This window comes from Dactylosporangium sp. NPDC000521 (genome assembly GCF_042898305.1).
GTDB lineage: Bacteria > Actinomycetota > Actinomycetes > Mycobacteriales > Micromonosporaceae > Dactylosporangium.
Genome location: NZ_JBIAYW010000027.1, coordinates 46,494 through 58,265 on the forward strand (window position 1 = coordinate 46,494; position 11,772 = coordinate 58,265).

The window sequence follows — 11,772 nt, forward strand, 5'->3', positions numbered from 1 at the left end:
AATCAGCAGCGACACCATCCCGTGTGCCACTTACAGCCGACTTGGAGGTGACTAGGACCGCACTAGACCCGCACGATCGGGGGCGGCTGGAACGCACCGGACAGGACGGCCTGGCGCGGCTCGTACACCCGCAGCACCGGCCGGAAGCCTCCCTCGGGCGCCGGCAGCCAGTTGGCGACGTCGTCGGGCCGCTCGTGCTGGATGCGGATGGTGAGCGACCCGTCGGCGTCGACCCGGAGCCCGGGTGTGCCGCCGCCGATCGCCCGGCGGGCCAGGGGGTTCGGCACCGGGAAGGAGCCGGGCGCGTCGTACATGGACAGGGACCAACCGGCGTTGGCCGGCGGCGGCTCGGGGAAGTGGAGCTCGTAGCGGTGGGCGCCGTTGAGCCGGACGCCCACCGCGTCCTTGTGCACGGTCGGCGCGACCGACTCGTAGGCGTGGTTGCCCCACAGCCCGGTCCGCGCCGCGACGGCCCGCACCGCGTGCGCCTCGTCGCGGTCCGGCATCGTCCACTCCGGCGTGTCCATCGTGCCGACCTCGAAGTAGTCGAGGTTGAAGTCGAACAGGTGCAGGTCGTTGGTCCAGCCGTTGACGAGCCCGGCGTGCCGGGTCGTCGCCTCCTCCTCCAGCTGGTCGCGGGCCGCGGCGAGCCCGTCGCGCAGCGTCTCGCGGAGCTCGCGCGGCGCGCCCGCGTACGGCGACGTGCCCGGCTCCAGCAGCCCGATCGCCGCGAACCTGCGCTGGTAACGCCGCTCCGCCGGCGACGGAGGGAACGCCGCCATGGCCCGCCGCAGCGTCTCGAAGAACACCAGGTCGTCCGGGACGCCCGCCTGCGGGTGGGGCAGCCCGTCGAGCGGGACCTGCGGGTACATCGGCTCGATCCGCAGCGCGTCCTGCAGCGCGTGCACGGCGGGCGCGTCGCCGGGGCCGCCGCAGGCGAACCGCCCGATGAGCGTCGTCACCATCGTCGGGATCCTGATGACGTGGGCGCCGGGCGCCTCCCGCCCGGCCCACCCGGGCGGGACCAGCAGGAACTCGCGCTCGCCGCCGCCGGTGGACCGCCGGCCCACGTACGCGAAGTTGTCCGTCCACGCGTCGACGAACTGCAGCACGTGATACCGGTCGCCGGTGTCGGGGACGCGCAGCCACAGCGGTCCGCCGGACAGGTCGAGCCGGGCGGTCGAGTACAGTAGGTCCGGGTTCGCGTTGGCCCGGTCGTCGAAGCGCCGCTGGTGCGTGAACGTGTTGTCCGCGCCGCCCTCCCGCTCGATGGCAGCGAGGCTGGTCAGCAGCGGGTAGCCGTACTGGAACGCCTCGGCGGCCAGCGTGGTCAGGTCCATCGCGCGGAAGTCCATGCGTTCCTCCCGGGTTGGAGCGCCTCCTCTGGACTCCAGCCTCCTCGCCGGTCGTGGCACCGATGGGTGAGTCGCCGGGTGGCTTCACCTGCGCGGACTCGTGCGCCTTGCCGGGGTGGCGGTGGGCCGCATCACCTGCGCGGGTTGGTGCGCCTGGTCGGGGTGGCGGTGGCCGGGTCCTCCGGCCACGGGTGGCGCGGGTACCGGCCCCGCAGCTCGGCCCGGACCTGCGGGTACCCGGTGCGCCAGAAGGACGCGAGGTCGCGGGTGACGGCGGCGGGGCGCCCCGCGGGCGACAGCAGGTGCAGCAGGACCGCCACCCGGCCGTCGCCGATCCGCGGGGTCTCCAGCCAGCCGAACGCCTCCTGGACCTTCACCGCGAGGACCGGCGCCTCGGGGTCGCTGTAGTCGAGCCTGACGAGCGAACCGCTCGGCACCGGCAGCCGCTCGGGCGCGAGCTCGTCGAGCCGGGCCGCCGCGGGCCACGGCAGCATCGCCCGGAGCGTCGTCGCGGGGTCCACCGAGGAGAGCTTCGCCACGCCGCTCAGGTCGGTGTGCGCGATGACGGCGGCGTCGCTGACATCGGGCCACGGCGGGCCGAGGACGCGGTGGCAGAAGTCCATCCGCTGCCGCAGCTGGGCCGCCTCCTTCGTCCAGCGCAGCCCCTGCTTGGCGAGCGCCTCGCGGAGCGCCCGCTCGACCAGCTCCCGCGGCGGGTCCTTCAGCTCGCGCCGCCGCAGCGTGATCGCGCCCAGCCGCTCCTGGCGCTCCGCGCCTTCCGCCGTCACCTCGTCCACAGTGGACAGCAGCGCGGCGCCGGCCTCGCGGGCGGTGTCCTCGTCGATCGCGGCGGCGAGCCGGACCCTGGCGGAGGCGCTGCCCGGCTGCCGGTCGGCGACGGCGACAGCGAGCCACGGATGCCCGGTCAGCGCCGACCCCGGCGCCAGGACCGCCTCGGTCCCGCCCGCCATCAGGTACGCGCCACCGCGCAGCCGGGCGAGCCGCTCCGGGTAGGCGAGCCCGACGACCAGCCCCGCGACCAGATCGTCGGGCATCGTCGTGGGCGCCGCCCCGGCGCCTCCGGTGTCGCGCCGCCGGCCGGCGACGGCTTCGGTGTCACGCCGCCCGCGGTCGGCGCGGCCGGCGCGCTGCTGATCGGCGGCGGCGCGCTGCTGGTCGTCGGTGGCGGCGCTGCGCTGCAGGCGGTCCGCCTCGGCGCGCCAGCGGGGGTCCCGGGCGTCGCGGAGGTGGCGCCAGGCGGCGGCCAGGTCGTCGCCCCTGGCGAGGGCGTCGTCGGCGAGGATCGCGACCACCTCGGCCGCCTTCCGCGCCCCCACCGACGGCGCGCCGTCCAGCAGCGCCCGCGCCAGCCGCGGATGCGCGCCGATGCGCGACAAACGGTGCCCGCGCGGCGTCGCCCGCCCCTCGTCGTCCACCGCGCCGAGCGCCCGCAGCGTCGCCTGCGCCACGCGCATCGCCGCGTCCGGCGGCGCGTCCGGCAGGGCGAGGCCCACCCCGCCCGGGTGCCCCCAGCAGGCGAGCGCGAGGGCGAACGCGCTCAGCTCCCCCACGGCCACCTCGGGCTCGGGCTGCGCCGGCAGCCGCTCGTCGTCGAGCCGCGACCAGCAGCGGTACACGACGCCGGGCCCCTCCCGACCGGCCCGCCCGGCGCGCTGGACGGTGGAGGCCTTCGCCGCCCGCACCGTGGCGAGCGAGCCCAGACCGCGGGCATGATCCGTCCGTGGGACCCGCGCCAGTCCCGCGTCCACCACGACCCGCACTCCCGGCACCGTCAGGCTGCTCTCCGCGACCGCCGTCGCGAGCACGACCCGGCGCCGGTCGCCGGCCCTGATCGCCGCGTCCTGCACCGCCGCCGGCAGCCGCCCGTGCAGGACGTCAGTCGGCAGGTCGGCGAGCCTGCCGCGGACCGACGCGATCTCCGCCGCGCCGGGCAGGAACACCAGCAGGTCCCCGCCGGTCTCCCGCCACGCCCTGCGCACCACCGCCGCCACGTGGTCCAGGAACGCCGGGTCGACCTTGAGCCCGTGCGGCGGCCTGACCGGCCGCTCCGGCGGGCACCACACCACCGCCACCTCGTGCGGCGACCCCTCCGCCTCGACGACGCCCGCCTCCAGCAGCTCCGCGAGCCGCCGCGTGTCGGCCGTCGCGGACGTCGCCAGCAGCCGCAGGTCCGGCCGCAGCGTCTGCCGGCTCTCCACCAGGAACCCGAGCGCCAGGTCCGTGTCCAGGTGCCGCTCATGACACTCGTCGATCATCACGGTCCCCACCCCCGCCAGCTCGGGGTCCGCGAGGAGCCGCTGCACGAGCAGCCCGGTCGTGACGACCTCGACCCGCGTCCCGGGCCCGACCCTGCGGTCGCCGCGGACGCTGTACCCCACGCTCTCCCCGACCCGCTCGCCCCGCAGCTCGGCCATCCTCCGGGCCGCCGCCCGCGCCGCGATCCGCCGCGGCTCCGCCACCACCACCCTGCCCTCGAACGCCCCCGCGAGGACCCCCGGCACCAGCGTCGTCTTCCCACTCCCCGGCGGTGCCACCAGCACCCCGGCGCCACCCCCGAGCACGGAGACCACGTCCCCGAGCACCCGCTCCACCGCCAGCTCACCCACGCCCCCACTCCTACCCCATCCCCCGCCGGCCCCTGCGGTCGGACCCAGGTGGTGGGCGGAAGGTGACGGCGGGGAGCGACTTTCGGCGGTAGGCGGGGCGGCGGCGGGCCGGTGGACTGGAGGCATGGAAGCATTCATCCGCAAGATGGCGCCGGTGGCCGGGTTGCTCGTGCTGGCGCCGTTCGTCGGGGAGTACCTGCTGGGCAACATCTCGGTGCGGGAGCTGCTCGCGCTGCCGTTCCTGGTGCCGATGTACGGTGCCGGCGCGCTGCTCATCAGGGAGGTGGTGCGGCGGGCCGGGTACGGGTGGCCGGCGGTGCTGCTGCTCGGTGCGGCGTACGGCGTGGTCGAGGCGGGGCTGGCGGACCAGTCGCTGTTCAACCCGGCGTTCGAGGGGCACGACTTCCAGTCGGTGACGCCCGTGCCGGCGCTGGGGATCAGTGCGCTGAACGCGATGTCGTTCGTCACCGGGCACGCGGTGTGGAGCATCGCCCTGCCGATCGCGCTGGTGGAGCACCTGACACCCGCCCGGCGCCGCACCCCGTGGCTCGGGCCGGCCGGGCTGGTGGTGACGGCGTTGGCGTACATGGGCGGGCTCTGGATCATCTTCAAGGAGCTGCACGACTCGTCGGGGTTCCTCGCCACGCCGGCGCAGCTGACCGGGGCGGCGGTGGTGGCGGCGCTGCTGGTGGTGGCCGCGTTCCTGACCCGCCGGCCCGGTGCGCGGCCGGCCGTCCGGGACGGGTGGGTGCCGGGAACGTGGCTGGTCGGGGCCGGTGGGTTCGTGCTCTCGGGGGCGTTCGTGGCGCGGCCGGAGAGCTGGGCCGGGGTCTGGATCGGCGCGGCGCTGCTCGCGCTCGCCGCCGCCGTGGTCTCCCGGCTCGCCCGCAGTCCACAGTGGACGCAGGGGCGGCACATCGCGCTCGTCGGCGGGGTGCTGCTGACGTACGCGTGGCTCGGCTTCGTCCTGACCTGGCTGACGCGGCCCGACGACCCGGTCCGGTGGTGGGGCAACGCCGGGTTCGCGCTGGCGGCGGTCGCGCTCCTGACCTGGTGCGGACGGGTTCAGCGCAGGCGAGACGGGTGCAACGCAGGCGAGACCGGGTGAGACGGGTTCAGCGCAGGTCAGCGGGGAGCGCCGACAGGGCGGCCTCCGCGTCGGCGACCCAGTGCGCGGCGCCCCACATGCCGGCGACGTCCCGCGCGAGCCGGAAGTGCTCCGCCGCCCGCTCGTGGTCGCCGAGCAGCGCGAACAGGCGGCCGAGCACGAACGCGACCGGGCGAACCGCGATCGAGGTGCTGCTCGCCCCGGCGATCTGCGTGCGGACCGGCAGCAGCGCCTCGATGACGGCGGGGGCCAGGTCGGCGCGGTCGAGGGCGACGACCGCCATCCCCCGCACCGCCAGGAACGCGGACTCGAAGTAGTCGGGCCGGTGCGGGTACTCGCCGACCGCGATCGTCCGCGCCTCATCCGGAAGGCCCGACTCGACGAGCGCCAGGGCGAGGGCGTCGTCGGCGATCGGGCCGAGGGCCGCCCGCGTCGCGCGGGTCTGCGTCAGGTACTCCGCGAAGCGGCCCTGGGTGATGAGCAGGCTCGCGGTGGCGAGGAAGTGGAACCCGTCGGCGTGCAGCGACCCCTGCCGGCGCATGTATTCGTGGGCCTCGTCGTAGAGCCGCTGCGACTCGGCGTAGTCGCCGGCGACGTGCGCGAGCATGGCCCGGGCGCTGACGATGATCGCCTGGGGCTCCGGAAGCTGGTACGCCGTGGCGAGCAGCCCCTGCCGCTCGACCCGGTCCCGCACGCCGGCGGCGTCGTTGGCGGCTGCGGCGCAGTTGGTGAGGATCTGCTCGGCGACCCACTCGTAGGCGACCATGTCGTGCGCCCTGGCGAGCTCCGCCAGCCGCGCGCCGACCTCGGCCCGCTCGTCGGCCTCCAGGTCGAAGCGCATCGTCCTGGCCCTGGCGGCCAGCCCGAGTGCCCGCACGGCCGGGTCCGGGAGGGTCGCGGCGAGCTCGTACGCCTCCAGGCCGGCCGCCGGGCCGCGCGGGTCGTCCTCGCCGTCGAGCTCGGCGGTGAACGCGTCGAGCAGCCGCACTCTCGTCACCGGGTCCAGGTCGGGCTTGCGCAGCAGGCGGGTCAGCAGGTCGACGACCCGGTGGTCGATCAGGCCGTACGTGCGGATCTGCCACGGCGTCGGCACGTTCCACGCGGTGAAGGCCGCGATCAGCAGCTCCTCGCGCCCGCCGGCGACGGCGATGTCCAGCGCGCGGTCGCGGGTCTTCCGGGCCTGCGCCACCGCACCCGCCCGCGCCTGCGCCCGCAGCAGCCGGCCGAGGAGGTCGATGCGCAGCTGGTCGCGGTCCCCGGCGGCGGTCTCCACCGTCTGCACCGCGCTCTCGAGCAGTTCGATCGCGGCGTCGTACGCGTAGCGCCGCTCGGCCAGCTCCGCCGCCCGCACCGCGTAGTCGACGGCGAGCGCGGACGTGTCCGACGAGGCGGCCCGCGCGTAGTGGTACGCCAGCGCGGGGTAGTCGTCGGGGCGCAGCTGCCTGGTGCACGCGGCGACCCGCGCGTGCATGCGGGTGCGGCGCAGCTGCGACAGGTCCGTGTACATCGTGTCCCGGACCAGCCCGTGCACGAACCTGACCCGGCCCGGCGCCGGCTCCGTCAGCAGGCCCGCGATGAGCCCGGCCTCGAGCGCGTCGAGGACGGCGCCCTCATCGGTGTCGGCGGCCCCGACAAGGGTCTCCACATCGGCCTCCCGCCCGACGACCGCGGCGAGGCGCAGCACCGCGACGGCCGGCTGCGGCAGCCGCGACAACCGGCGGCGCAGCACGTCGCGTACCCCTTCCGGCACCTCGGACGTGGCGACGAGCGCACCTTCCGAGGCGAGCAGCCGCGCGGACTCCCGGACGTAGAACGGGTTGCCGCCGGTGCGTTCGGCGAGGGCGGCGACGGTGCCCGCGTCGGCGTCCGCGAACACCCCGACCAGCCGCCGCACGTCGTCGGGTCCGAGCCCGTCGAGGTGGACGCGGACCGCCGACCGCCGGGCGAGCGCCGCAAGGGTCTCGGCGAGCCGCTCCCTGCTGTCGGCGGGCCGCAGCGCGGCGACGATGAGCACCGGCGCGTCGGTGAGCTCGGCGACGCTGGCGAGCAGCAGCAGCGTCTCGGCGTCCGCGGCGTGCAGGTCGTCCAGGACGATGGCCACGGGCCTGCGGGCGGCGGCCCGCCGCAGCCACGCGCGCACGGACCGGTGCAGCCGGAACCGGCCGGCGGCCACGTCGCTGCCCTCGCCCTGGGCCGTGGGCCGGTCGGCGTCCTCCAGCAGCGGCGCGAGCGCCGGGGCGAGGTCGTCGGGCGGCACCTCACCGGCGAGCCCGCGCAGCGCCTCGACCCAGGCCCACGCCGGCGGCGCACCGTCGACCTCGGGGCACCTGCCGACCGCGACGAGCCAGCCGCCGTCGAGCAGCTCCTGCCGGAACCGGGCGAGCACGCTGGTCTTGCCGACCCCGGCCTCGCCGCTGAGCAGGACGATCCGCGGCCCGCCGGCGACGGCCTCCGCGGCGACCCCGGCGAGCGTCGCCAGCTCCTGCCCCCGCCCGACGAACACCTCGTCCTGCCCGGCCCCGCGCCGCCGCGGTGGCGTCGTCCGCTCGGGCACGGCGCCGCCGGCCGTCCCGAGGTCACCGGGGTGTTCGTCCGCCGTCCACCGTGCCTGACGCTCGTGGCCCGCCGCCCGCACGTCGTGCTGGTCGGTCATTGGTCGCGCGGCGGACCCGCCGCCTGGTCGCAGGTCGTCGGCGGACCCGCCGGCGGGCGACCGGTCCGACGGCGCCGCACCCTGCCCATGGCGCCCGTCGCCCGCCGGTCCCGCACGGCGCCCACCCTCCGCGGGCCACCCGTCGTGCTCGCCGGCTCCGGGTCGCAGGCCGGGCTCGGCGGAGTTCGGGCGCGGGCCGGGCTCGGCGGGGTTCGGGCGTGGGCCGGGTCCGGTGGCTGCTGGTGCATCCGGCCGGGTGCCGCCGACGGAGCCGGGCGCCGGGCGCAGGCCGCCAAGGATCTCGACACGCTGGCCGAGGATCGCGGACTCCAGCTCCACCAGCGCGGGCCCCGGGTCCAGGCCCAGCTCGTCGGCGAGGACGGCGCGGGCGCGGCGCAGCGCGGCGAGGGCGTCGGCCTGCCGGCCGGTGCTCCACAGGGCGAGGGCGAGCAGCCGCCACCCCTCCTCCCGCAGCGGCTCCTGCCGGGTCAGCAGCTCCGCCTCCGGGACCGCCTCGGCGGCGCCGCCGGTGCGCAGCGCCACGTCGAGCAGCAGCTCCCGGGCAACGAGGCGGAGCTCTTCGAGGCGCGCCGCCTCCGGCTGCGCCCAGGGCTCCTCGGCGAACTCGGCGTACGCGCCGCCCTGCCACAGCTCCAGCCCGGCCCGCAGCAGCAGCCGCGCCCGGCCGGGCTCGGCGGTGTGCGCGGCGCGCGCCTCGGCGAGCAGGGCCTCGAAGCGCCACGCGTCGACGGCGTCGGGCGGCACGCGGATCGCGTAGCCGGGCGGCGCGCTGATCAGCAGCCGGGCCGGTGCGCGGCGCTCGCGAGCGGGTTCGAGGACGCGGCGGAGGTTGGAGACGTAGGCCTGCAGGGACGCGATCGCCCGCGGCGGCGCCTCGCCGCGCCACAGGTCGTCGATCATCCGGTCGACGGAGACGACGTCGCCGCCGGCGGACAGCAGGAGCGCGAGCACGGCGCGCTGGCGGGGGCCGCCGAGGTCGGCCGCACCGCCGTTGACGTCGACCGCGAACGGTCCGAGCACCCGCATCAGCATGACGCGCGTCATCGTAGCCGTCCCCAAGCGCGTTCCAAGACCGCTACAAGACAGTCCCCGCACCTTGAACGCACTGCTGAAGCCCGCAATTCGAGGAGATACCCGATATGACCACCACCGTTGAGCGTCCCTGGGTCCAGGAGATGGTCGTCGTGCACCGCGTGTTCCGGCGCGAGTCGCGGCTGCTGCCCCAGCTCGTCCGCAATGTCCGGCCCGGCGACGTGGAGCGCGCGAGGTTCCTGGGGTCGATGTTCCGCGAGTACGACGCCGGCCTGCACGCCCACCACACGGGCGAGGACGCGCTGCTGTGGCCGAAGCTGCTCGCCCGCGTCGACCTGGACGCGGAGCTGGTGCTGCGGATGGAGCAGCAGCACGAGGTCGTCGCCGCGGGGCTCCAGGAGGCGATGGCCCTGCTCGCCGCGTGGGAGGCCGACGCGTCGGCGCCGGCCCGGGACGCGTTCGCCGACGCGGTCGACCGGCACCGCCGGGACCTGCTCGTGCACCTCGACGAGGAGGAGCGCTCGGTGCTGCCGCTGGTGTCGGAGCACATCACCGTGGCGGAGTGGGCGGAGCTCGGCGAGGAGGCCCGGTCGCACACGCCGAAGGACAAGCTGCTCTTCATGCTCGGCGCGCTCCTGGAGGACGCGACGCCCGAGGAGACGAGCCGCTTCCTGTCGCACCTGCCCATGCCGGCGCGGGTGCTGTGGCACACGGTGGGTCGCCGCCAGTACGCGAAGCAGATGCGCAAGGTCCGCGCCGGGCTCGGCGAGACGCGGTCCTAATTCGAGGTGTAGCCGGGGACGTCCTGGGAGCCGTCGGCGCTCTCGACGCGATCGACCTCGCCGTCGAAGTCGTCGTCGTGGTAGATCAGGTCGATCTTGCCGTCGTGGTCCTGGTCGTACGCGACCTGGTCGATGAGGCCGTCGGCGTTGGTGTCCCACATGGCGATGTCGGTGACGCCGTCGTGGTTCTCGTCGGCGACCAGCACGTCGGTCACGCCGTCGCCGTCGCTGTCGTAGCTCGCGGTCTCCAGCCCTTCCGTGGACGGCGGCGCCTGCGACCCGGCGGCGCCGCCGGCGGGGTCGGACGCTTCGGTCCCGGTGCCGGGGTCGGCCGTGGTCTCGCTCGCGGGGCTGAGGCCGGCCTCCACGCCGTGCGCCTCGCCGAAGACCGCGTGCGGGTCGGCGAAGTCGGACACGTCGAGATCGCCCGGGTCGAAGTCGACGCCGAAGTCGGACTGCAGGCCGAAGTCACTCATGCCTGTCACCTTTCCAGCACCGCTGAACCCGGCGCCACCCGGGACACGTGCGGGTCGGTATGAGAAGACCCGCACCGACCCACACGTGTCCCGGGGGCGCCGGCTCCGCGCTGTGCTTGCCGACCGGCTCGCCGACCGGCTCGGCCCGAGCCTTCCTACGACGTCCGGTCTCCCGGTGCTGACCGGCTATCCGATCGCCCGCCGCCCGCGGTGAGCCCGTCCTGGCCGGCCGCGGAGAGCGCGAGGTTGGCGCGGCGCATCCCGTACAGGAAGAACAACACCAGACCGGCGGCCATCCAGATCAGGAACCGCACCCAGGTCACCACCGGCAGGTTGAGCATCAGCCACAGGCTGGCCAGCACGCTCAGCGCCGGCAGCCACGGCACGCCCGGCGCCCGGAAGGCCCGGGGCAGGTCGGGCCGCGTGCGGCGCAGGACGATCACGCCGATCGACACCACGACGAACGCGAACAGCGTCCCGATGCTGGTCAGCTCCGACAGCTCCGACAAGGGCACGAACGCGGCGAGCACGGCGACCACGACGCCGGTGATCGTCGACATGACCCACGGGGTGCCGTAGCGGGGATGCACCTTCGACAGGACCGGCGGCAGCAGGCCGTCGCGGGCCATCGCGAACGACACCCGGGCCTGCCCGAGCAGCAGCACGAGGATGACGGACGTGATGCCGCACACGGCGCCGAGGGAGATCAGGTCGGCGGCCCAGCCCTGCCCGACGAGGTCGAACGCCTTCGCGAGCGGCGCGGCGGTGTCGAGCTGGTCGAAGGGGACCATGCCGGTCACCACGAAGGCCACCGCCATGTACAGCACGCCGCAGATGACCAGGGAGCCGATGATGCCCCAGGGGACGTCGCGCTGCGGGTTGCGGGTCTCCTCGGCGGTGGTCGCGACGACGTCGAAGCCGATGTACGCGAAGAACACGATGGACGCGGCCGCGACGATGCCGAACCAGCCGAAGTGCTGCGGCGTGATCCCGGCCAGGACCTGCAGCAGGGGCGCGTCGGCGCCGCTGGCCTTGGACGACGGCTCGGCGGCCGGGATGAACGGCGTGTAGTTGGCGGCCTTGATGAAGAACAGGCCGAGCCCGATGACGAACACGACGACGGCGACCTTGAGGACGACGAGGAAACCGGTGACCCGCCCGGACAGCTTCGCGCCCATGACCGCCACGATCGTGAGGGCGGCGACGATGAAGGCGGCGCCGAAGTCGGGCACGGCCTTGTCGCCGGCGAGCCAGGTGGGCAGGTCGAACAGCTCCTGCAGGTAGGCCGACCAGCCGCGGGAGACGACGGCGGCGCCGAGGGCGAGCTCCAGGCACAGGTCCCAGCCGATGATCCAGGCGACGAACTGCCCGAGGGTGGCGTAGGAGAAGGTGTACGCGGAGCCGGCGACCGGCACGCTGGAGGCGAACTCCGCGTAGCAGAGGGCGGCGAGGGCGCACACCACGCCGGCCAGGGCGAACGAGATCACGATGGCCGGGCCGGCATTGCGGGCGGCCTGCTGGCCGGTCAGCACGAAGATGCCCGTGCCGATGATCACACCCACCCCGAAGACCGTGAGGTGGAACGCCGACAGGTTCTTGCGCAGCCCTCTGCCCGGTTCGTCCGTTTCCCGCAGCGACTGCTCGATCGACTTGGTCCGAAAGATCGACATCGGTGCACCTCCTCAAGGCCAGGCAGGCCCTGAACCCGACATGCCCGG

7 protein-coding genes are annotated in these 11,772 nt (G+C 75.4%); 2 read left to right on the forward strand and 5 right to left on the reverse strand.

The annotated features are described in order from the left end of the window. Nucleotides 1–62: 62 nt before the first annotated feature. Both ACFY3L_RS47420 and hrpB read right to left on the reverse strand, forming a co-directional pair. Nucleotides 63–1,355: a DUF1254 domain-containing protein gene (locus tag ACFY3L_RS47420; RefSeq protein ID WP_389340244.1), complete on the reverse strand. Its 1,293-nt coding sequence runs from the start codon at nt 1,353–1,355 to the stop codon at nt 63–65. Between the two features lie 131 nt (nt 1,356–1,486). Continuing rightward, nucleotides 1,487–3,982 (reverse strand): ATP-dependent helicase HrpB, encoded by a 2,496-nt coding sequence (hrpB, locus tag ACFY3L_RS47425; RefSeq protein WP_389340246.1) that lies wholly within the window; start codon nt 3,980–3,982, stop codon nt 1,487–1,489. 124 nt (nt 3,983–4,106) lie between these two features. Between hrpB and ACFY3L_RS47430 the strand changes: the two genes are divergently transcribed. After that, on the forward strand, nt 4,107–5,090 hold the full coding sequence (locus ACFY3L_RS47430) for a hypothetical protein (protein WP_389340248.1): 984 nt from the start codon (nt 4,107–4,109) through the stop codon (nt 5,088–5,090). A gap of 7 nt (nt 5,091–5,097) precedes the next feature. Here ACFY3L_RS47430 and ACFY3L_RS47435 read toward each other — a convergent pair whose 3' ends face one another. Beyond that, entirely contained in the window at nt 5,098–8,808 is a 3,711-nt protein-coding gene (locus ACFY3L_RS47435; protein ID WP_389340250.1) for a BTAD domain-containing putative transcriptional regulator, read from the reverse strand. 95 nt (nt 8,809–8,903) lie between these two features. Here ACFY3L_RS47435 and ACFY3L_RS47440 point away from each other — a divergent pair, with 95 nt between their 5' ends. Next, nucleotides 8,904–9,578, forward strand: a complete 675-nt coding sequence (locus ACFY3L_RS47440) for a hemerythrin domain-containing protein (RefSeq protein WP_389340252.1) — start codon at nt 8,904–8,906, stop codon at nt 9,576–9,578. On the opposite strand, the gene ACFY3L_RS47445 is transcribed toward ACFY3L_RS47440, so the two are convergent. Next, the gene (locus ACFY3L_RS47445; RefSeq protein WP_389340254.1) at nt 9,575–10,054 is read right to left on the reverse strand and encodes a hypothetical protein; all 480 of its coding nucleotides are present in this window, start codon (nt 10,052–10,054) and stop codon (nt 9,575–9,577) included. The genes ACFY3L_RS47440 and ACFY3L_RS47445 overlap by 4 nt on opposite strands. Nucleotides 10,055–10,209: 155 nt before the next feature. Next, a complete protein-coding gene (locus ACFY3L_RS47450; RefSeq protein WP_389340256.1) occupies nt 10,210–11,724 on the reverse strand; it encodes an amino acid permease in 1,515 nt (504 codons plus the stop codon). Nucleotides 11,725–11,772 lie beyond the last annotated feature (48 nt).

Coding starts and splice junctions, on each gene's coding strand:
- ACFY3L_RS47420 (WP_389340244.1), bottom strand. CDS start 1,355: ATGGACTTCCGCGCGATGGACCTGACCACGCTGGCCGCCGAGGCGTTC.
- ACFY3L_RS47430 (WP_389340248.1), top strand. CDS start 4,107: ATGGAAGCATTCATCCGCAAGATGGCGCCGGTGGCCGGGTTGCTCGTG.
- ACFY3L_RS47435 (WP_389340250.1), bottom strand. CDS start 8,808: ATGACGCGCGTCATGCTGATGCGGGTGCTCGGACCGTTCGCGGTCGAC.
- ACFY3L_RS47440 (WP_389340252.1), top strand. CDS start 8,904: ATGACCACCACCGTTGAGCGTCCCTGGGTCCAGGAGATGGTCGTCGTG.
- ACFY3L_RS47445 (WP_389340254.1), bottom strand. CDS start 10,054: ATGAGTGACTTCGGCCTGCAGTCCGACTTCGGCGTCGACTTCGACCCG.
- ACFY3L_RS47450 (WP_389340256.1), bottom strand. CDS start 11,724: ATGTCGATCTTTCGGACCAAGTCGATCGAGCAGTCGCTGCGGGAAACG.